The organism is Cryptosporangium minutisporangium (assembly GCF_039536245.1).
Classification (GTDB): domain Bacteria; phylum Actinomycetota; class Actinomycetes; order Mycobacteriales; family Cryptosporangiaceae; genus Cryptosporangium; species Cryptosporangium minutisporangium.
The window spans coordinates 131,976-153,102 of the sequence record NZ_BAAAYN010000018.1 but is presented as its reverse complement, the minus strand read 5'-3'; the positions used below and the strand labels follow the sequence as shown (position 1 = coordinate 153,102).

Below are 21,127 nucleotides of genomic sequence, written 5' to 3'. Positions count from 1 at the left end.
CTGTCACGTGAACCTCCCGTGGCGAGTTCGCGCTGTCCGCTCCGCGGGTAGCCCTCTCCCGAGCCGGCCGCGAGAGGAACCGTCATGACAGCCGCCACCGACCGTCCGGTCGAGCACGTGACCGCAGACGTCCTGGTGGTCGGCGGCGGCGCGGCGGGAACCTGGGCCGCACTCGCGGCGTCCCGGGCGGGCCGGTCGGTGGTGCTCGCGGACAAGGCCTACACCGGCACCAGCGGTGCCGCAGCGGCCGGCAACGCGGACGTGTGGGACGCGGCGGCGGACTGGGACGCGCAGGAGACCGAGGTCGGGCGCCGGGAGAGCCTCGGCGACGGCCTGGCCGACCGGGTCTGGCTGGAGCGGGTGGTCGAGGAGGTCCGCGCCCGCCTGGGCGAGTGGGAACAGGTCTCCGGAGAACGCACCCTCCCGGGATCGGCCCACCTGCGGTGGCAGCGGTCGCGCCTGCAGCGCCGTGGCGTCCGCATCCTCGACGACAGCCCGGTGCTCGAACTGCTGGTGGACGCGGACGGCGCGGTAGCCGGCGCGCGCGGCGTGCACCGTCGGAACGGCGGCGGCTACGAGGTACGCGCCGGAGCGGTCGTGTTGGCCACCGGCGGCTGCGGGTTCGAGGCGCGCTCGGTGGGGTGCGACGTGAACTCCGGCGACGGGGCCTTGTTCGCCGTCGAGGTCGGCGCGGACCTGTCCGGGACGGAGTTCACCGCGGTCCACCCGGTGACGTCCGAGCCCAACCCGGTGCTGGCCACGGCGTTCTCCCGATGGGCCCGGTTCTACCGGGCCGACGGCTCGCCGGTGCCGGGTACGACCGGCGTCCGCGGCCGGTCGGTGCTGGCCAAAGCCGCACTGACCGAACCGGTGTACTGCCGCCTCGACCGCGCCGACCCACGGATGCGGACGGCTCTGCGGCTGGCACAGCCCGCGTTCTTCGCTCCCTTCGACGCCGACGGCCTCAACCCGTTCGAGGACCTGTTCGAGGCCCCGGTGATCCTCGAAGGCACGGTCCGGAGCAGCGGCGGAGTGCTGGTGCGCGGCGACGACTGCGCGACCGGCGTCCCCGGCCTGTACGTGGCGGGCGACGTGGCAGCGCGGGACCACGTGTTCGGCGCGACGCCGGGAACCGGCGCGGAGAACGCGGCCTGGGCGATCGCGTCCGGCAGCTGGGCCGGAGCCGGAGCTGCTGCGTTCGCGGCCCGGCAGGGTGACCTGCACGCCTCCCGGACGGTCCGCCCGACCGGGACGGCCGGGCTGCGCCCGACCGGTACCCCCGGGGCGGCCGACGACTACCGCGACGTGATCCGGACCGTACAAGCCGAGGTCCTGCCCTACGATGTCGGTCACCTGCGGGACGGCGACCGGCTCAGCGCCTCCCTGGCCGAGTTGGACGCCACCTGGGCGCGCGTCCGCGCGTCGCTCGACGGGGTCGGGGCCGACGCCGTCCGGGCGCGCCGGGCCGCCGCGCTGCTCGCCGCGGCCCGTTGGCTGCACGGCGCGGCGCTGGCCCGCACCGAGAGCAGAGGCGTGCACCAGCGGTCCGACTTCCGGGCGCTGGACCCGGCGCAGGCACACCGGATCAGCGTCGGCGGACTCGACCAGATCTGGACGCGCTCGGGCACGGCGCAACCCCTGCGTACCGTCACCACCCGCCTGCCGGTGTTAGCCGCAGCCGCTCAGCGGCTGTAGTCGTAGAAGCCGCGGCCGGACTTCTTCCCCAGCAACCCGGCGTCGACCATGCGCAGCAGCAGCGGCGGCGGGGAGTACAGCGGCTCCTTGAACTCCTCGTACATCGACTCGGCGACCGACTTCGTAGTGTCTAGGCCGATCAAGTCGATCAGCCGCAACGGGCCCATCGGGTGGTTCGCGCCGAGCACCATGCCGTTGTCGATGTCGTCGGCCGACGCGAAGCCGGACTCGAACATCCGGATCGCCGACAGCAGGTACGGGATCAGCAGCGCGTTGACGACGAAACCGGCCCGGTCCTGGGACCGGACCACGGTCTTGCCCAGCCGCTCGGTGGCCAGCTCCTCCACCCGCTCCCGGGTCTCGTCCGAGGAGAGCAGCGACGGGATGATCTCGACCAGCTTGAGCACCGGCGCCGGGTTGAAGAAGTGCACGCCGATGACCTGGGTCGGCCGGGCGGTCGCCATCGCGAGCTTCATGATCGGGATCGAGGACGTGTTCGACGCGAAGATCGCGTCCGGCCGCGTCACGATCTTGTCCAGCTGCGCGAAGATGTCGATCTTCAACGGCTCGACCTCGGCCACCGCCTCGACCACCAGGTCACGATCGGCGAAATCGTCGATCGACGTGGTGTAGCGGATCCGGCCGGCGGAGGCCTCCCGGTCGGCGGCGGTCAGCTTGCCCGCCTTCACTCCCCGGTCGAGCGAGTGCTCGATCCGGCGCTGCCCGGCCTCGAGTGCCCCGGCGTCCACCTCGGCGACGACGACGTCGAGGCCGGCTCGTGCGCACACCTCGGCGATGCCCGAGCCCATCAGCCCGGCGCCGACGACGCCCACCCGCTCGATCCCGCTCATATTTGCTCCTTCCGGTTGCCTCAAGACCTATCACGCTGGTGGCAACTGGCTTACCGACGGCGGCTCTGTGTACTGAGTCGTAACGCCCGCCCGGACTCGTTGGGGCGTGTACTCTCGTAACTCGCCGCTACTCGCGCCGCATCGCTGCGGAGTCGGGTCCGTGCGGCGGTAGCGGTGTCGACGAGTGGGGCCCGATGGGTGGGTTCGTGAGCGTGCCCGACGTGTCGGGCGGTCGATCGACGCCCTCCGGGGTGTCGACCGGAATGCCCGAGGTGCCCGGCCTGGTGCTCCTCGGTGAGCTCGGCCGTGGCAACGACACCGTCGTCTACCGTGCCCGCCGGGAGAACTCCGGCGGCCCCGCCACTCCCGACTACGCGGTGAAGGTGCTCGGCATCGCCGCGAGCGTCGGCGCACACGCCCGGCAGCGGTTCCGGCGCGAAGCCGCGGTGCTGGCCTGCGTCGACCATCCCGGGGTGGTCCGGGTCCACGCCGTGGGTGAGGTCGACGGCCGCCCGTACCTGGTGATGGAGCTGGTCGAGGGCCGGTCGCTGGCCGAGGTGCTGCACGGCGGCGTGCTGTCGCAGGCCGAGGCCGCGTCGTTGGGCGCGGCGATGGCCGACGCGCTCTCCGCGGCGCACCGCGTCGGTCTGGTCCATCGCGACGTCAAGCCGCACAACATCATGGTCCGGCCGGACGGCCAACCGATGCTGATCGATTTCGGCCTGATCGACTTCGGGGTCGGCGACGTGACGAGCGACCCCGACGGGTACTCCGGCCTCGCGGCCCGTCCGTCCGGGTCGGTGGCGGGCACCCTCGCCTACAGCTCGCCGGAGCAGTGCGGGCTGCTGCACCGTCCGGTGGACGGTCGCTCCGATCTGTACTCGCTCGGGGTCGTGCTCTACGAGTGCGTCACCGGTCGGCCTCCGTTCGTGGCCGCGGACGTCGGCGAGCTGATGCACCTGCACGCGACCGCGCCGCCGCCCGACCCGCGGGTGGTCCGGCCGGATCTCTCCGCCGGATATGCGGCGGTGGTGGCCCGCCTCCTCGCCAAGGACCCGGACGACCGGTACCCGAGCGCCGGAACGGTCGCCGACGACCTGCGGCGGCTGCTGCCGAACGTTCCCGCCCGTGCGGGCGCCGTTCCGGCCGGGATCGACGCGCGGTCGCCGCTACCGCTGGTCGGCCGGGAGCGGGAGCTGACGACGCTGCTGGGGCACTGGGACCGGGCGGCGCGCGGCACACCCACGGCCGTGGTGATCGACGGGGCGCCCGGCATCGGTAAGTCCCGGCTGGCCGAGGAGCTGGTCGTGGCGGTCCGGTCGCAGGCCGCCGGGCGACCCGGTCCGGCCGTGCTCACCGCCAGGGCCACCGACGGCGCGGCACCGCTGGCCGGTCTCCGGGCCGCGGTGGAGCAGCACGTCCGCGCGGTGGAGCGACTTCCGCGCGCGGTCCGCACCGAGGCCAGGCAGTGGCTGGCCACCGCGGCGGCTCCGGTCGCGACGCTGTTGCGACCGCTCTCGCCGGCCCTGGCCGCGCTGCTACGACTGCCGGAGCCGATCGAGGAGTCGGGCCCGCACCAGTTCCCGGCCGCGGTCGCCACGTTCCTGACCGAGTTGGCCCGGTGCGCGGGCGGCCTCGTGGTGCGGGTGGAGGACGCGCACGTGCTGGACTCCGGCAGCGTCCGGGTGCTGGCCCAGATGCTGACCGAACCGGCCCGCACCCCGGTGCTGATGGTCGCGACGTCCCGCGGTACGTCCGCCGCCACCAGCCTCCTGGCGTCCCAGGAGATGCAGGCCCTGATCGACGAACGCATCTCGCTCGGGCCGCTGGACCCCACCGCGGTCGCCGAACTGGTGGAGCGGCTCTCCGGCCGGATGGACCTCGGCCCCGAGTTCGCGGCCCGCGTGGCCACCGCCGGTGCCGGTAACCCGCTGGCGGTCCTGCAGTACTTCCAGGCGGCGGTGGAGAGCGGTCTGATCCGGCCGTCCTGGGGGCGCTGGCTGGTCGATCTCGACGGCCTGGCGAACGTACGGCTGCCCACCGACGTGATGGGGTTCCTCGTCGCTCGGCTGGAGCAGCTGAGCGGCCCGGTGCGGGCGATACTGGCCGCGGCCGCCACGCTCGGCGTCCGCTTCGATCCGGACCTGCTGAGCGCGGTCAGCGGTGCGCCGCCCGACGACGTCCGGGCCACGCTGGACGAAGCCGGACGCTTGCGGGTGGTGGAGCGGCGGGGCGGCGGGGACTACGGGTTCGTGCACGCCGGGATCCGGCTCGCGCTGTTGCGCGGCACCGACCCGCTCGCCCTGCGTGGCGTGCACCAGCGCGCCGCCGACCTGCTCACCCCGGCCGAGGCGTCCGGACGCGGCGCGGATCCCGGCCGGATCTACGCACTGGCCAGACACCGGCTCCAGGGTGAGGTCGAGCGCAATCCCGGAGCGGTCGTGCACGCCTGCGTGGACGCGGCACAACAGGCGCTCGCGGACTACTCGGCGATAGACGCCGTCGCCTACTGCGACTCCGCGGAGCGGACCGCCAACGCCTACCGAATCCCGCTCCCGCCCGGATTCGACGAGACGTTCGGCGTCGCACTGCACCAGAGCGGACGCTACGCCGAAGCGCTCGACCGGCTGGCGACGGCGGTCGACCGGGCGGGAGATCGGCTGGAGCGGGCGCGGGTGCTGATCGGCGTCGGGCAGGTGCACCTGAGCCGGTGGGATCCGTCCGCCGCGGACGACGCGTTCGGACGGGCGCTCGCGGCACTGGGCCATCCGCTGCCGCAGAAGCGCACCGCGCTCGCGGTGTCCAGCGGCTGGTCGGCGATCACCGGCCTCGCGCGGCTGCGCAGCGGGGTGGGTGCGGGCACCGCGACGGGTACGGACCGGGAACGGCACCGCCTGATCGCCCGTGCCCTGGTCGGGCTGGCGAACAGCTGCCTGTTCGGCATGCGTCCACAGCAGATGCCCGACTACGCGTTGCGGGCGCTGCTGCCCGCCGCCCGGGTCGGCCCCACGCCGGAGTACGTGACCGTCTGTGGCCTGATCGGTGTGGTCAGCGCGGCGGCCGGCCATCGCCGCTCCGCGCGCCGCGCGTTCGCCCGAGCGCGCGCCGCCGCCGACCGGCTCGCCGATCCGCAGCTGGCGGTACAGACCGCGATGCACGAGTACGAGGCCCGGTACCTTCTCGGCGAGAGCGCGTCGGACCGGTCCGCCGCACTGCTCGGCGAGCGCGGGCACTGGCTGGACCTGTTCTCCTTCCTCAACGGCGTGGCGGTGTTCTGCTGGCAGCGCCTGGTCCGCGGCGACGTCGTCACCGCCTCGGCCGCCTACCGCCGCGGCGCGCACCGGCTCACCTTGAGCGACGAGGACGATGCTGCGTTCCTGCTGGTGGGCGCGTCGGTGACCGCGGCTTGCGGCCGACTGACCGACGCTTACGAGCAGCTGACCCAGGTCCGCGAGGTGGTCGCCGCGCGCGAGGGCGACGCGCCTGGCCTCCGGGTCAACGTGGTGCTGACCGAGCTGCAGATCGCGGTCGAATCCGGGGACCTCGGCGAGCATTTCGACGCCACGCTCGGCTGGTTCGCCGAACTCGGGCTGTCCGCCGACGCGTTGCTCCCGGTCCAGCGCCTGATCTATGTCTACCAGGCCTACGGGCGGCTCGAGCAGTGCCGGCGCGCTCGGCAGCGCAGCCGGGTCGGGCGTCCGTCCGGCGGCGGCGCGCGGCCGGACGTCGCCCTGCCGGTGCAGTACCCCGACGGGGCTGTACCCGACGGGATGGGGGACGCCGCGCTCGGCGCGGCACGACGCGCCGTGGCCGAGCTGGCGGCCGTCGGAGGCGGTCGCGGTCTGCGGGTGCACGCCCTGGTCGCGGGCGCTGAGCTGCTCCGGCTGGCGGGTGACCCGGCCGCCGCGCTGAAGGCCGTGTTCGCGGCGGCGGGTCCGATCCGGGAAGCCTCGTCGGCGCTGGCCGAGTACGAGGCGGCGCGGGTCCGCGCCCGGGCGTTGATCCAGCTGGGCGATCCGGGCGCGGCCCGCCGCGCGGCGCGGGACGCGGTCGACCTGGCGACCGAGCACGGCTGGCCGCACCGGGCCGACTGGGTACGACTGGAGTTCGAGCTGGTCGCCGAGTCCCCGGTGGGCACTCACGATCCGGACTGGGACCTGTCGCGCTCGGCCGTCGAGCGGGAGCGACTGGCGGCGCTGGAGCAGGTCAGCAAGGCCGCCGCTCGGGTTCTCGATCCGCGGGAGCTGGCGCGGGTCGGGCTGGACGAGTCGGTGCGCATCCTGCGGGCCGAGCGCGGGCTGCTGTTCCTGACCAACGAGGAGACCGGTCAGCTGGAGCTGTGGCTCGGACGAACCTCGCGGCGGGAAGACCTGCTCGAGCCGGCCGGCTACGCGAGGTCACTGGTCGACCGGGTCCGGCAGACCCGCAGCGAACTCGTGATCACCGGCACCGAGGACGGCGCTGCGCTGGGCTCGGCGAGCGTGCTGGAGCACGGGCTGCGCAGCGTCGTGGTGGCGCCGCTGGAGCTCGACGGCCGGCTGCTCGGCGTCGTCTATCTGGACAGTCGGCTGGCGACCGGCGTGTTCCGGCCGCGCGACGCGAGTATCCTCACCGCGATCTGTGCGCACGTGGCGGCCGCGCTGGAGACCGCGCGCGCCGCGGAGCTGGCCGCGGAGGTGCGGGCCGTCCAGCAGGAGTACAAGGTCGCCGACCTGCTGCGGGTGGCGATGACCACGGTGTCCGGCACGCTCGACCCGACCGAGGTGCTCAATCGGCTGCACCGCGCGCTGGAGGCGATGCTGCCGAGCCAGGTGTCGTGGCTGGTCGAGCAGGACGACACCGGAACGCTACGGGTCTCCGGCGCGGCCGGTTTCGAGGTCGTGCGCCCGGAGACGCTGAAGCTGCTGCTCGCGGTCGACGTCCCGACCGTGGTGGCGTTCGACGGGCCGTCGAGCCTCCTGGTGGTGCCGCTGACCGTTCCGGAGTCGGCCGAGAGCCCGCAGACGCGGGTCGGCGTGGTGCTGCTGGCCGCCGACGGCACCGACGCGTACCGCGAGAGCCACCTCGGGCTGGCCGCCGCGCTGACCCACCACGGGATGGTCGCGTACCAGAACGCGGTGCTGTTCCAGCAGGTCACCGAACTCGCGACGATCGACGGGCTGACCGGCGTCGCGAACCGGCGGCACTTCTACGAGCAGGCGACCGCGATCACCGCGGCGGGCGGACCGGTGGCGGCGATCATGGTCGACATCGACCACTTCAAGCAGGTCAACGACACGTACGGGCACCGGGCGGGCGACCAGGTGATCGCCGAGGTCGCGTCCCGCCTCCGACGCGTGTTCGCCGAGTCGTCCGATTGGCTGGGCTCCTCCGACGAGTTCGGGGCGCCCGGCGTGCTCGGGCGGTACGGCGGTGAAGAGTTCGCGATCGTGCTGGACGGCGCCGCAGCCGGACGCGCGGCACAGGTGGCGGCGGAGCTGCACGCCGCGGTCGCTGCGCATCCGGTGCAGACCGACGCCGGCCCGCTGCCGGTCACGGTCAGCGTCGGCGTGCACTGCACGGAATCCACCGGAGATGCCGGCGTCGACCTCGGGACGCTGCTCGGCATCGCCGACGAGGCGCTCTACGCGGCGAAGCGGGCCGGCCGGAACCGGGTCGTGGTGGGCGGCCCCAGCCGTGCACGTTCCGCAGGGGTCTGAACGCTCGGAACGTGCACGGCACGGCACGGACGGGTCAGAGGACCGGCCGGCCGAGTCCGCTCGGGTCGGCCTCCGCGCCGCCCCCTCCGGCCCGTTGGTCTCCGCCCGAGGGAGTGGCGGCGGGCGGCTCCTCAACGAGGGGTGCCGGGCGGCCGACCTCCTCGGCGAGGCGTTCGCCGACCTCGTGCTCGGTGAGCGCGGGCAGCATCGTGTCGACCTTGGCGTCGGCGGCGAGCTCGGCGTACGTCTCGCGTACCTCGTGCTCGATCTTCTCCCGGTCGACCGCGCCGTCGTAGCGGTCGTCGAATCGATCGGTGATCCGGTCGAGTACCCGGTCCTCGTCCTCGAACGGGTTCTGCGTCGTCACGGCCGTCTCCCTCCACAGGCTGTCTGTCCCCGCCCCTACCCGGGCCGATCGGACGGGTAACTGTCCGCCAGGTGAACACTCAGGGGCCGAACGTGATCCCGGTCGCGTAGGCGTTCGTGACGAACGTCAGCTGGCTCCGGCTCGTGATCAGCGTCGACCCGCCGTTGAACCGCAGCCCACGGAAGTCGACGTGGTGGAGCAGCCCGTTCGGATTGCCGGCGACCACCGTCGGCAGTGCCCGCGGCGAACCGGCGAACGTCACGTCGGTGACGTTGACGTCGGTCAGCGTCCCGGGCCCGGTCACCTCGAAGCCGAGGTACCGCTCCTGGCACTCCTCGACCCGGATGTCGGTGTAGTTGATGTCGCTCACGTCGCCGTCGTCACGGACGAAGATCGAGATCGCGTCCCGGGCGTACGGGTCGCTGCGGGCGAGCTTGTGGATCACGTCGATGTCCTCGTACGCGACGCCGCTGATCGGGGCGCCGGTCTCGCGTCCGATCTCCAGCGCGTTGCCGGCCCGCCCGTTGAAGACCACCGAGTCGTGGACGTAGATCTGGCTGGTGGGACCGAGCCACGTGTCGTCGGACATGCTGCTCTTGATCGCGATGCCGTCGTCGTAACTACGGACGAACACCCGGTCGATCTCGACGTTGCGGGACGCCACCACGTCGATGCCGTCCGGCGTGCCGGTGCCGTCGTCGTCGCGCCAGTTGATCACCTTGATGTTCCGCAGCGTGACCTGCTCGGACCGGCGGCTCACCACGCCCCAGTGCTTCTGGCCGAGGAAGATCGGGCCGTCGATCGTGACCCCGGCCGAGTTGTTGATCCGCAGCGGGCGGCCGTGGTCGACGACCGCGGTCGAGTCGACGATGCCACGCCCGGTGACCGCGGTCCCGTCCGCGCCGGGGCCGCCCTCGCTGTCCGAGCCGATGCGGATCTTGCCGCGCAGGATCGCGCCTCCGGCCAGGTGCAGCCGGGTGCCGGGCGCCAGCGAGTAGGTGCCGCCGGGGCCGGAGGCTCCGGGCACGATCTGACCGGCGGCGTCGACGGTCCAGTAACCGGGCCCGACGTAACGGATGGTCGACGTGCTGCCGGTCGGGGCGTTCGCCTCGAGCGGGTTGGCGAAGAGGAACAGCGGCGGGTAGGCGTCGGTGTCCGGGTCGATCTCGAAGCTGTACGACCCGGGCACCGGGATCGTGAAGCGGAACGTGCGGGGCGCCAGGCGGGTCACCCGGACCGCCGCGTCCCGCGGACGCAGGACCGGAGCGAACGAGTCCTTGCTGGTCGTCACCGTGACGGTGACCGGGCCGCCGCCGAACGAGAAGTTCGTGAACGCGCCGAGTCCGGTGGGGTGGACGAACGAGGTGCGCCCGGCGATCGAGACGGCGTACTGGCCGGTCGTCGGCGCGCCCGGTGGAGCCGGGTAGGTGACGACGGTAGCGGCGGACGCCGGTGCGGCACCCCAGCCGAGCAACGTCACGGTGCCGGCGAGCAACGCGCCGGCGAAGAGCGCAGAACAGAAGCGACGCAATAAGGTCATACCCCGCGGAACGAGATGGCTGATTCCACAGTGATGAGACGGGAGCCACCGGCGACCGGTCGGCCACACAGGACTGGACCGTCCGTCACTCGGTGTTGCCCGTCCGGTGGCGGGCGCCGTCCGGAGCGCTCATCACGGCGGTTCGGTCACCGTCACCGTGGTTGCCGCAGTGCGGGTGAGTATCCGCTTCCCGCCAACGATCGGGCGACGAGGGGGGTCTGATCCCCCGAAGGGCGTAGCTACCCGTCGACTGTCCAGTTCGAGTCGGAAAGCGACTACTGCGCATTCTGGCTTCGGGGTGCCAAGAATGTCGTGGCGGGGGTGAACCATCCTCCGCGTATTTCCGTGGTGACGATGCGCTATGGGTCACGCGGCGTACTTCCGCGCCGGTGCGGAGGGCACGCCGGGACGAGTACGCAGCGTTGCCGGAACTCAAGCGTTGCCGCAAACGCAGCGTTGCCGAAGACGCAGCGGGGAGAGGGGCGTACCGGATGCCTGCGGGGCCGAAACGTGCGAGAGGCCGAGGGCTCCGCACGGCCGCGATGCTCGCCGTCGCTGCCCTGGGGTACGCGACGCTCGGCGGCCCGGCCGCAGCGGAGCCACCTCCGTCCGGCGGCGCGACCTGCCCGCCGGGTGAGGATTGCGAGGTCCGCGCCGAGCGTCCCGGGGCCGGGCCGCGACCACGCCCGGATCCCGGGAACCCGGATCCGGGGCCCGGCCCGACGGGTCCGCCGGAGCGGCAATGCAACATCGCGGCGCTCTGTCCACCCGGCGAGGTGGAGGCCGAGCCGGAGGGGGAGACGGCCGAGCAGGTCGCGCTGCGCGAGTTCGCGAAGATCCCGATCAAGGGCCCCGAGATCGGGATCGCGCCGGGGCCCGCCGACGAGGGTTTCACCGGCCTGGTCGGGCTGCCGGTCTGGCTCTGGACCGCGGTGAAACCGGAGACCTGGGGCCCGTTCACCGCCACCGCCGCGGTGCCCGGCCTGACCGTCACCGCGACCGCGACCGCGACCCGCATCACCTGGAACATGGGCGACGGCAGGCAGGTCGTCTGTGACGACCCCGGCACGCCGTACGCCGCGTCGTTCGGCAACGCGGCGTCACCGACTTGCGGATACCGGTACGCGCGCTCGAGCCGCTCGGCGCCCCGGGGTGTCTACACGATCACCGGCACGACCAACTGGGTCGTCAACTGGGCCGGTGGCGGGCAGAGCGGCACGATCCAGCAGACCCGGCAGACCCAAACCACGATCAAGATCGACGAGCTTCAGGTGGTGACGCAGTGAGCCGCAGCGCGACGGGAACACCGACACCGGCACCGGTCACGTCCGGGCCGGTGCCGGCGCCCCGGGTGGTCGGCCAACGCCGGGTCCGGACCGGACACCTCGGCCTCGCGGTCGCGCTGGTCGCGATCGGCGGGCTGCTCGCCGCGTTCGCGTTCTACGCCGCGACTCGGACCGGCGACTTCCTCGCGGTGGCCCGCCCGGTCGCCGCGGGCGCGACGATCACCGCGGAGGACCTCACGGTCGTCCAGGTGAACAGCACCGTCGGACTCACTCCGCTGCCCGCCTCCGAGCGTGGCGCGGTGGTGGGCCAGCGGGCGAAGGTCTCGCTGGTCCCGGGAACACTGCTGACGAAGGACCAGCTCACCGACGTCGAGCTGGTGGGCCCCGGCCAGCAGCAGGTGGGCATCGGCCTCAAGCCGGAACGGATGCCGGCGAAGCGGCTGAGCCCCGGGGACAAGGTCCAGCTGGTGGCCACGGCCGCGCCGAACTCGACCGAAGAGGACCCCGACTCGGCGGAGACGTTCGCGGCGACCGTCGTCGACACCTCGCCGCGCACGGACAACGACGCCACCACCGTGCTCTACGTCGCGGTGTCGGCGAACGACGCCCCGCGCGTGGTCGAGCTGGCCGCTGGGGAGCGCCTCGGCGTCGTCCTGACCGGGGCGCGCTGAGATGGCGCTCGTCGCGCTGGCGTCGGCGAAGGGGTCGCCCGGCGTCACGACGACCGGCTTGGCGTTCACGTTCGCCTGGGCGGCACGCACGGTGCTGGCCGAGTGCGATCCGGCCGGAGGCTCGGTGCTCGCCGGCTACCTGCAGGGCCAGGTCGACGCCGGTCGAGGGCTGATGCCGCTGGCCGTCGCCGACCTGCGGCACTCCGGCGCGAACGACCGGCTGGAGAGCGAGTTCTGGGCGCAGCTGGTCGACCTGGCGCCGCCGAACCGCCAGCGGTTGCTGCTGCCCGGGCTCACTGACCCGGCGCAGTCCGGCACGCTCGCGCCGCTCTGGAACCGGTTCGCGGGGTTCTTCGCCCAGTTGGAGTTCAGCGACCCCGGTTACGACGTTCTCGTCGACTGCGGACGGCTGGCCGCTCCCGCCACCCCGTGGCCGCTGCTGTGGGCGGCCGACGCGGTGCTGCTCGTGGTGCGTCCGACGCTGCCGTCGGTGTCGGCTGCGGTGCCGACCCTCGGTGCGATCCGCGCGCAGTTGTCCGAGCGCACGGCCAGCCTCTCGTCGCTCGGGTTGCTGCTGGTGGGGGAGGGGCCGTACTCCGCCTCCGAGGTCTCGGGCCAGCTCGGTGCGCCGGTCGTCGCGTCGCTGCCGGACGACCGGAAGACCGCTGACGTCCTCAGCACCGGCGGTGACGTGCGGCTGGCGCGTCCGCTGCTGCGGGCCGCCGCGAACGCCGAGTCGCGCGTGCGCGCGTTGATCGCCGATCACCGTCAGCAGGTGCCGCGGCGCGCAGTGCGGAGGGAGGTGGCGGCAGGCCATGCCCATCCGTTCTGAGAACTGGGGACCTTCCGATCCGCCGACCGACGCGAACCGGGAGCCGGTGCCCGGCAGTGCGCCGGTCGATCCGCTGGCGGTGGCCGATTACGACGCGCCGCCTGCCGCGACCGGCTACCCCCGGCCGCCCGAGGCGTCGCCCGTGTCCGGAGCAGCACCCACGTCGGGAGGCCCGCTGTCGTCCGGAGGCTCGCCGTCGTCCGGAGGCTCGCCGTCGTCCGGGGGCCAGCCCGTGTCCGGGGGGCCCGTGCCGTCCGGTAGCCCGCTGCCTGCCGGTAGCTCGCCGCCTGCCGGAGATCCGGTGCAGGTCTCGTCGGGGACGACCGTGTTCCCGGCGACGCCGACCGGTTACGCCGGGGCCGCCCGGGTCGGGTCGGTTGCCGCGGGCTACCCGTCCTCGGCGACCGGGATGCCGTCGAGCGCGCTCCACTCGGCGGTGCCGCCGGCGCCGCGTCGGCCACCCGAGGCGGCGGCCCCCGGTGGCGGACCGGTCGCCTCCGCTGCGGACCGGGTCATGTTCCTGCCGCCGTCGGTCGTCGACGCCATGCCCCGGTCAGCAGGGTCCCAGCAGTTACCGGGGTCCCATCCGTCGTCGGGCCCCCGGCCGTTACCGGGGCCTCCGCCTGGTCCACCGCGGGCGTCGGGTCCGGCCGCGGGGCCGCGGCACGCGGCACCGGCCGCGGTGGATTACGCGGCGGTGCGGTTGCTGGGGCGGCAGATCAGCGAGCGGTTGTCGTTGTGGCTGCGTAATCATGCCGACGCGTCGGAGGACGATCGTCGTCGGGAGCGTGACCGGGTAGCCGGTACGCAGGTCGCGGAGTGGGTGGACGCGCAGCGGCGGGCCGGGGTGCCGTTGGGTGCGGCGGACGAGCGGGCGCTGCTGGAGGCGGTGATCGCGGATCTGGTCGGGCTGGGTCGCTTGCAGGCGTTGCTGGCGGATCCGACGATCGAGGAAGTGCACATCCTCGGGTGTGACCGGGTGCGGATCACTCGCCGGTCCGGGGCGGTGGAGGTCGGGTCGCCGATCGCGGAGTCCGACGACGAGATGGTGGAGATCCTGCAGACCGCGGCGCGGCGGGCGGGATCGACGGAGCGGTCGCTCTCGACGTCGCGTCCGGTGCTGGATCTGCAGTTGCCGGACGGGTCGCGGCTGGCGGCGGTGTACCAGGTGTCGCACCGGCCGTACGCGGTGATCCGGCGGCACTCCACGTTGGACGTGACGTTGCCGGATCTGGCCGGTGGGCGCGGGGATCTGGCGGAGATGATCGATCCGCTGATGGGGGAGTTCCTGTCCGCGGCGATGCGGGCCGGGCTGAACATCATGGTCGCCGGTCTGGCCGGGGCAGGGAAGACGACGCTGCTGCGGGCGCTGGCCGCCGAGATCCCGCGGCAGGAAGCGTTCGTCGTGCTGGAGGAGTCGCGGGAACTCGGGTTGCACGCGTCGCCGCGGCATCCGTGGGCGATGTCGTTCGAGGCGCGGGAGGGGCACGGCGAGCGGGACTTCTCGGGGCGTCCGGCGGGTGAGGTGACGATCGCGGACCTGATCCCGCTGTCGCTGCGGCTGGGTGTGCTGCGGGTGATCGTCGGTGAGGTGCGGTCGCGGGAGATCGTGCCGATGCTGCAGGCGATGACGACCTCACGCGGGTCGATGTGCACGATCCACGCGCGGACGCCGCAGGCGGTGACCGAGCGGATCATCGAGTTGTCGCTCTCGCACGGCAAGGACATGACCGTCGAGCTGGCCCGGCGGATGGCCGGTAACGCCCTCGACCTGGTCGTTTACGTCACGGTTCAGGACGAGACCGCGATCGGCGGGCGCAAGCACCGATTCGTCTCCCACATCGAGGAGATCGACGGGGTCACCGGCGACCGGGTCGCGACCACGACCGTGTTCGGTCCGGGAACGGACGGTCGTGGGGTGCCCAGGCACCTACCGGGGCGGACCCGGGAGCAACTGCTGCGGGTCGGGTACGACGCCCGCGCGCTGTCCGGCTGGATCGAGGCCGGGCACGGCGCCTGGCGTCAGCCGCTCCAGAGCCTGCTCAACCGGACACCGACGACGACGGCGGGGGTGATGGTGTGAACCTGCGGCTGATCGCCGGCCTCGGCGGGGCGCTCGTCGTCGCGGGGGTCGCACTGGGCGTCTTCGCGCTGATCGGCACCGCGCGTCCGGCGCGTCCGACGTCGCCCGCCGTGCTGTGGTGGCGGCGGGTGTGGAACGGCGACGGGTTGAGCGCCCACGACCAGCGGATCCGTCGTGCGCTGCTGCTCGGCGCCCTGGCCGCCGGTGTGCTCGCCTGGCTGTTCACCCGGATGCCGATCGCCGGTCTGCTGGCCGCCCTGGCCGTCCCCGGCGTGCCGTGGTTGTTCACGGTCGGGAACAGCGAGAAGCGCGCGATCCTGCGGATCGAGGCGGTAGGGGAGTGGGCACGTCGGCTGAAGGACATCTCCGGCACCGGCGTGGGGTTGCAGCAGGCGATCGTCTCGTCCACCGCGACCGCGCCGACCGCGATCGCCGGTGAGATCGGGACGCTCGCCGCCCGGCTGCAAGCCGGGTGGAACGGCCGGATCGCGCTGCTCAAGTTCGCCGACGAGATCGCTGACCCGGTCTGCGACCAGGTGGTGGCCGCGCTGATCCTGCACCTGTCCGATCGCGGTGAGCACTTGGGTGACGTCCTCAACTCGATCGCGTCCGCGGCGGCGGCCGAGGTCGCGACGCGCCGCGAGGTCGAGGCAAAGCGGACCCAGCCCCGGTTCGCGGTCCGCTTCCTCACCGGGCTGACGCTGTTGGTGCTGGTCTACGGCGCGAGCCGTCCGGACTACATGGCGCCGTACGGAACCTCGACCGGGCAACTGGTGATGGCGGGGCTCGGCGGTGTGTTCATCGGGTTACTGGCGTGGGTGCGCGCGATGAGCCTGCCGCCCAAGGCGCCCCGCTTCCTCTCGGCTCCCGGGGAGGTCGAAGCGTGATCGCGTCCTGGCAGTTACCGGCCGCCGTGCTCGGCGGCGCCGCGGTGGGCGGCGGATGTTTCCTCCTGGTCCGCGAGGCCCTGCCCGCGGTGCCGGCGCTGGGGCCGGCCCTGCGTCGGCTGCACGAGCCCGTGGCGACGAACGCGGTGCCGCCGTCGACGTCTCTGCTCTCCGGCGTCGCGCGGCGGATCCGCGTCCCGCAGCGCGATCTGACGCTGCTCGGCCGGACGCGCGAGCAGTACCTGATCTCACTGCTGCTCTCCGCGCTGATCGGGTTGGCGACGCCCCCGGTGGCCGCCTTCATCTTCGCGGCGGCGGGCATCCGTCTGCCGGTCGCCATCCCGGTCGGTGCCGGGCTCGTCTGCGCCGTGCTCTTCGTCGTCGTCGCGCACCGGGACGTCATCGAGAAGGCGGCCGCCGCCCGGGCCGAGTTCGTGCGGGCGGTCTGTACCTATCTGGACCTGGTGGCGCTCCAGCTCGCCGCCGCCCACGGACCGGTGCAGGCGCTGGAGCAGGCGGCCGCGGTCTGCGACGGCTGGGTCTTCCAGCGGATCCGGGAGGCCCTGCTCCGCGCGCAGCTGCAGATGCGCTTCCCCTGGGCGGAGCTGCGGCTGATGAGCCAGGAGATCGGCGTGGCGGAGCTGGGCGACGTCGGCGCCATCATGCAGTCCTCGGGCACCGAGGGCGCCCAGGTCCAGCACACGTTACGCGAGCAGGCCGACTCGCTGCGGGACCAGATCCGGACCACGGACCTGGCCAGGGCCGAGTCGATCACGTCGCGGCTCGACATTCCCGGGGCGGCGCTGGTCTTCGTCCTCGTCCTCTTCGTGCTCTACCCGTTCATGACGCGTATCTGAGGGAGTCTCATGAAACTCTGGCTCACGCTGTACCTGCGGGTGCAGGAACTGACCCGGGAGCGGGACCGGGGTGACGGGCCGGTGCCGACCTCGATCATCATCGCCGGGCTCGCGGTGCTGGCGGCGGCGGTGGTGGCATGGGCCACCACCAAGGCCAACAACGCGATGAACTCGGCGCCCTGAGCCGTGAGCGCCGACCACCTCCGGGACCGGGGTTCCTCCCCGGTCGAACTCGCGATCCTCGCTCCGGCGGTGCTGCTCGCGTTGTTCGCGTCGATCCAGGTCGCTGCCGTGTTCATGGCGCGGTCGGTGGCGCTCTCCGCGGCGCAGGAAGCGTCCACGGCCGAGCGGGCGTACACCGCGCCGCCCGGAGCGGGTGAGGACCGTGGCCGGTCGTTCCTGGCCCGGGCCGGCGACTGGCTCTCCGACGGCGAGGTGACCGTCGAGCGCGACGGACAGCAGGTCACGACGACCGTGACCGGCCAGGCGATCTCGCTGATCCCGGGCTTCACGTTCACGGTGTCGCAGACGTCGCGCGGTGAGGTCGAGCGCTTCACCACCGACGAGGAAGCCGGTGGACCATGAGCGACCGTGGCGAACAGGGCTCGATCGCCGTGGAGTTCGCGATCCTGGTGCCGGCGTTCGTGCTGCTGATCGCGGTGGCCGCGGTGGTCGGCCGGCAGACGGTGGCGCAGACCGCCATCGAGGGGGCGGCGCACGACGCGGCGCGGGCGGCGTCGATCTCCCGGACGGCGGCCGCCGCACAGGCCCGCGGCGCCGACGCGGCCCGCAGCGTCCTGGACGAGCAGGGCCTGCACTGCGACCCGGTCACGATCACCGTCGACACCAGCCAGTTCGGCCGCCCGGTCGGGCAGGCCGCCGCCGTCACCGCCACGGTGTCGTGCTCGGTGGCGTTCTCCGACATCGCCGTACCCGGCATGCCGGGCAACCGCACCATCTCCGCAACGTTCACCAGCCCGCTCGACATCTACCGGAGCCGGTCGTGACCGAGGACCGGGGCCGGGTCAGCGTCTTCCTGGCGATCGCACTCGCGGGTGTGCTGATCCTGATCGGGATGGTCGCCGACGGTGGTGCGCGGCTGCGCGCGATGCAGCGCGCGGACAACGTCGCAGCGGAGGCCGCCCGCGCCGCCGGGCAGGGTATCGACGGGACGACGGCGATTCCGGGTCTCGACAAGCGGCTCGATCCGGAGCTGGCGGTCCAGGCCGCACAGCGGTACCTCGCCGAAGCCGATGTGCCCGGCACGGTGACGGTCAACGACGACCTGACGCAGGTGGTGGTCGAGGTTCGCCTCACCCGTCCGACCGCGATGCTCGGCCTGATCGGGATCGACACGATCCAGGTCACCGGTCGCGCCACCGCGGTGCTCGTCACCGATGAGAACCAGCCGAATCAGTGAGACGGAGGCTGCGATGAGTTCCACGTCCACGAGCCGGGGCGGTGCTCGGAGGGGTACTCGGCCCGGTTCGGGAGGCCGTCGGAGCAGGCCGCGGCAGATCCTGTCCGGGCTCGCCGCGCTCGTGGTGCTGCTCGGAGCGTTCGCCGGTGTTCCGGTACTGCTGGCCGTTCTGGGCGGCAATCCGCTACCGGACCACGTGCCGTCGGCGTCGGAGATCGGGAACGCGCTGACCTCGCCGGACGACGGAACGCTGTTCCTGCGGGTGCTGACGGTCGTGGGGTGGCTCGGGTGGGCGACGTTCGCGCTGTCCGTACTCGTCGAGGTGCCTGCTGCGCTGCTGCGTCGGCCCGCGCCGCGGCTGCCCGGCCTGCGTGCTCAGCAGCGGATGGCGGCGACGTTGATCGCGGCGGTGGCGCTGATCGCGGGCTCGTCCAGCATGGCGAGCGCGGCGACGGCGCCGCCGGGCATGATCGCGCCGGTGTCGGCGTCGATGGTTGGGGTGTCGGCGGCGGAGTCGCCAGGCCTCGGGTCGGTTCCGGTGACCGAGGCGGGGTCGCCCGGCACGGGGTCGCCCGGCACGGGGTACACCGGTACGGGGTACACCGGTACGGGGTACACCGGTACCGCGTCGTGGTCGTCCGCCGTTTCGCGGGACTCCTTAACACCGGTGGACCCTTCGCCGCGAGTGGACCCGGTGCCGCGAGTGGACCCGTCGCCGCGAGTGGACCCGTCGCCGCGAGTGGACCCGGTGCCGCGAGTGGACCCGGCGCCGGGGGCGGACCAGTTGCCGCCGCTGCCGGTGCGGTCGGCGTCGCACCTACCGGCGGACACCGCCGGCCTGCCGGGCAGCGCGATCCGGCCGGTGGCCGGAGGCAACACGTACGTGGTTGCGCCGGGGGACCGGCTCGCGGACATCACGGCCCGGTTCCTGGGCGACCCGGATCGGTACCCGGAGCTGGCCGCCGCCAACGGACTGTCCGATGCCGACGAGATCGAGCCCGGTCAGCGGATCGTGCTGCCGCCGGAGGCGCGCGACCGCGGCGCGTCGCAGTACGCGGCGGGTCCCGTTCAGGAGCCGTCCGGGAGTTACGTGGTGGCGCCGGGGGACCGGCTCTCCGACGTCGCCGAGCGTTTCCTCGGTGACGCGGATCGGTATCCGGAGCTGGCGACCGGCAGCGGGGTGGACGATCCGGATGAGATCCGTCCTGGACAGCGGATCACGCTGCCGCCGGAGGCGCGAGACCGCGGACCCGACCCCCACGCCTCCGGCCAGGTAGACGACGGCGTGCCGGCCGACAAGACCCCCGACGGCAAGGCTCCGGACAGCAAGGCTCCGGACAGCAAGGCACCCGATGGCAAGGCCCCGGACAGCAAGGCCCCGGACAGCAAGGCTCCGGACGGCAAGGCGCCTGATTCCAAGGCGCCCGGCGACAAAGCCCCGGACAGCAAGCCTCCCGCGGAGCCGACGCCGGGAGGCAAGCCGGCGCCGGGAGGCAAGCCGGCGCCGGTGCCGAGCCCGGACGCCACCCGCCCCCCGGACCGCGAGCCCCTCCCGCCGGCGCCGGGTGGCGTCCCGCAGACCGACGAGGAGCCAGGGTCCGGCCTACCTCCCGGCGCCAGCGGCGGCTCCGACCCCTCACCCGACACCGCGCAGAGCACACCCAGCACCCCAAAGGGCGCACCCAGCCCGAAAGGCGCGCCCGGCACTCCGGAGATCCCACCCGACACCCCGGAAACCCGGCCCGCATCGCACAGCGAGGGCATGCCACTCCTCCCGGTCGGTGTGCCGCTCGCCGGCGCCGGACTGCTCGCCGCCCTGATGCTCGCCCGCGGCCGCCGCCAGGACGCGTTCGTCGGCCGCCACCGTCGGCACCGGGGCCACCGCAAACCCGCCCCGAAGACCCCACGCCCGCTGGTCGCGCGCGACGGGTTCATCGCCGCACCACCGCGTCCCACGCCGGGGATTCCACCGCGGCTCCGTCCGGACGTCGACCTGGGCAGGGCGGCCACCGGCACGGGGCCGCGTACGGATCTCCCACCGACCTCTGCCGCTCTGCCGGACGCGAACGCCCGCCTCGATCGGGCGCTCCGTGCGCTGGCCACCGCACTCGTCGACCGCTCTCCGGACGAGATGCCGGACGTCCTGGGCGCCTGGGTGGAGCCAGACGCCGTCCGCCTGGTCCTCGGCCGTCCGTGCCCCGACCCGCCCGCTCCGTGGACCGCCACCGAACTGTTCTGGGAACTCCCGGTCGACGCGGTCCTGCCGGAGACGACGGGCATCCCTGCGCCCCTACCGATGCTGGTCACCGTCGGTACCCGGCACTCGGCCCCGCTGCTGCTCGACGTCGAGCGTCTCGGCGTGCTTACGCTGACCGGCGACGCCTGGCGCGCCGACGACCTACTCCGCCACATCGGCGCCGAACTCGCCGGCAATCCGTGGAGCGACGACGTCGAGATCCTCGTCGCGGGCTTCGACTCCGAGCAGACCAACCATCTCGCGATGATCGGCGACGGCCGGATCGAGCCGGTACCGACGATCGCGGACGGCATCGGACGGATGCGGCGGCGGGTCTCGCAGGCGCTGGGCGAGGAGCCGAGCGCGTCCGGACGCCACGCGGCCAAGGACGACGAGGAGGACGACGAGTGGGCGCCGACCATCTTGCTCGCGGCCGATCCCGACCTGGAGGAGACGATCGCGCTCGGTGAACTCGACGCGGACCTGACGACGACGGGTCGATGTGGGGTCGGCGTGATCGCGTCGCTCCGCGGTGACCTCGGACGATGGCCTCTGCCCGTCACCGAGGACGGTGCGATGTCGGCCGCTTTCCTCGGCATCACCGAACCGGACCTGCTCGCGGCCCGGCTCTCGCCGCCGCGGCTGGGCAGCCTCGCCGAGTTGTTCGTCGACTCCGCTCTTGACCTCAACCGCGGTTGAGCAT

General features: G+C 73.2%; 16 protein-coding genes. 13 read left to right on the top strand and 3 right to left on the bottom strand.

The genetic code is table 11. The features are described 5' to 3' along the window. Positions 1-84: 84 nt before the first annotated feature. Positions 85-1,695 (top strand): FAD-binding protein, encoded by a 1,611-nt coding sequence (locus ABEB28_RS15460; protein ID WP_345728781.1) that lies wholly within the window; start codon positions 85-87, stop codon positions 1,693-1,695. Here the strand turns inward: ABEB28_RS15460 and ABEB28_RS15455 are convergent. Continuing rightward, positions 1,683-2,546 (bottom strand): 3-hydroxybutyryl-CoA dehydrogenase, encoded by an 864-nt coding sequence (locus ABEB28_RS15455; RefSeq protein WP_345728780.1) that lies wholly within the window; start codon positions 2,544-2,546, stop codon positions 1,683-1,685. The genes ABEB28_RS15460 and ABEB28_RS15455 overlap by 13 nt on opposite strands. Positions 2,547-2,752: 206 nt before the next feature. On the opposite strand from ABEB28_RS15455, the gene ABEB28_RS15450 reads away from it, so the two are divergent. Further along, on the top strand, positions 2,753-8,245 hold the full coding sequence (locus ABEB28_RS15450; protein ID WP_345728779.1) for a diguanylate cyclase: 5,493 nt from the start codon (positions 2,753-2,755) through the stop codon (positions 8,243-8,245). Positions 8,246-8,279: 34 nt separating this feature from the next. On the opposite strand, the gene ABEB28_RS15445 is transcribed toward ABEB28_RS15450, so the two are convergent. Both ABEB28_RS15445 and ABEB28_RS15440 read right to left on the bottom strand, forming a co-directional pair. Beyond that, positions 8,280-8,612 carry a three-helix bundle dimerization domain-containing protein gene (locus tag ABEB28_RS15445; protein ID WP_345728778.1) on the bottom strand — a complete coding sequence of 111 codons (333 nt, stop codon included), beginning with the start codon at positions 8,610-8,612 and terminating at the stop codon, positions 8,280-8,282. Between the two features lie 79 nt (positions 8,613-8,691). Beyond that, positions 8,692-10,152 carry a glycosyl hydrolase family 28 protein gene (locus tag ABEB28_RS15440; protein WP_345728777.1) on the bottom strand — a complete coding sequence of 487 codons (1,461 nt, stop codon included), beginning with the start codon at positions 10,150-10,152 and terminating at the stop codon, positions 8,692-8,694. A gap of 542 nt (positions 10,153-10,694) precedes the next feature. Here ABEB28_RS15440 and ABEB28_RS15435 point away from each other — a divergent pair. From ABEB28_RS15435 to ABEB28_RS15385, 11 genes are all read left to right on the top strand, one after another. Next, on the top strand, positions 10,695-11,438 hold the full coding sequence (locus tag ABEB28_RS15435) for a hypothetical protein (protein WP_345728776.1): 744 nt from the start codon (positions 10,695-10,697) through the stop codon (positions 11,436-11,438). Next, positions 11,435-12,109: an SAF domain-containing protein gene (locus ABEB28_RS15430; protein WP_345728775.1), complete on the top strand. Its 675-nt coding sequence runs from the start codon at positions 11,435-11,437 to the stop codon at positions 12,107-12,109. The genes ABEB28_RS15435 and ABEB28_RS15430 overlap by 4 nt, the downstream gene beginning before the upstream one ends. A 1-nt stretch (position 12,110) precedes the next feature. Next, positions 12,111-12,941 carry a CpaE/TadZ family protein gene (locus ABEB28_RS15425; protein ID WP_345728774.1) on the top strand — a complete coding sequence of 277 codons (831 nt, stop codon included), beginning with the start codon at positions 12,111-12,113 and terminating at the stop codon, positions 12,939-12,941. Positions 12,942-13,485: 544 nt separating this feature from the next. Continuing rightward, positions 13,486-15,024 (top strand): TadA family conjugal transfer-associated ATPase, encoded by a 1,539-nt coding sequence (locus ABEB28_RS15420; RefSeq protein WP_376980853.1) that lies wholly within the window; start codon positions 13,486-13,488, stop codon positions 15,022-15,024. Beyond that, positions 14,958-15,911: a type II secretion system F family protein gene (locus tag ABEB28_RS15415; RefSeq protein ID WP_376980855.1), complete on the top strand. Its 954-nt coding sequence runs from the start codon at positions 14,958-14,960 to the stop codon at positions 15,909-15,911. The genes ABEB28_RS15420 and ABEB28_RS15415 overlap by 67 nt, the downstream gene beginning before the upstream one ends. Continuing rightward, complete coding sequence (locus tag ABEB28_RS15410; RefSeq protein ID WP_345728820.1) at positions 15,911-16,768, top strand: type II secretion system F family protein; 858 nt, start codon at positions 15,911-15,913, stop codon at positions 16,766-16,768. The genes ABEB28_RS15415 and ABEB28_RS15410 overlap by 1 nt, the downstream gene beginning before the upstream one ends. Positions 16,769-16,777: 9 nt before the next feature. Continuing rightward, the gene (locus tag ABEB28_RS15405; protein WP_178379983.1) at positions 16,778-16,951 is read left to right on the top strand and encodes a hypothetical protein; all 174 of its coding nucleotides are present in this window, start codon (positions 16,778-16,780) and stop codon (positions 16,949-16,951) included. 3 nt (positions 16,952-16,954) lie between these two features. Beyond that, positions 16,955-17,353 (top strand): TadE family protein, encoded by a 399-nt coding sequence (locus ABEB28_RS15400; protein WP_345728772.1) that lies wholly within the window; start codon positions 16,955-16,957, stop codon positions 17,351-17,353. Beyond that, complete coding sequence (locus ABEB28_RS15395) at positions 17,350-17,775, top strand: TadE family protein (protein WP_345728771.1); 426 nt, start codon at positions 17,350-17,352, stop codon at positions 17,773-17,775. Before ABEB28_RS15400 ends, ABEB28_RS15395 begins: the two co-directional genes overlap by 4 nt. After that, complete coding sequence (locus tag ABEB28_RS15390) at positions 17,772-18,188, top strand: hypothetical protein (RefSeq protein ID WP_345728770.1); 417 nt, start codon at positions 17,772-17,774, stop codon at positions 18,186-18,188. The genes ABEB28_RS15395 and ABEB28_RS15390 overlap by 4 nt, the downstream gene beginning before the upstream one ends. Before the next feature lie 13 nt (positions 18,189-18,201). Then, positions 18,202-21,123, top strand: a complete 2,922-nt coding sequence (locus ABEB28_RS15385; protein ID WP_345728769.1) for a LysM peptidoglycan-binding domain-containing protein — start codon at positions 18,202-18,204, stop codon at positions 21,121-21,123. Positions 21,124-21,127 lie beyond the last annotated feature (4 nt).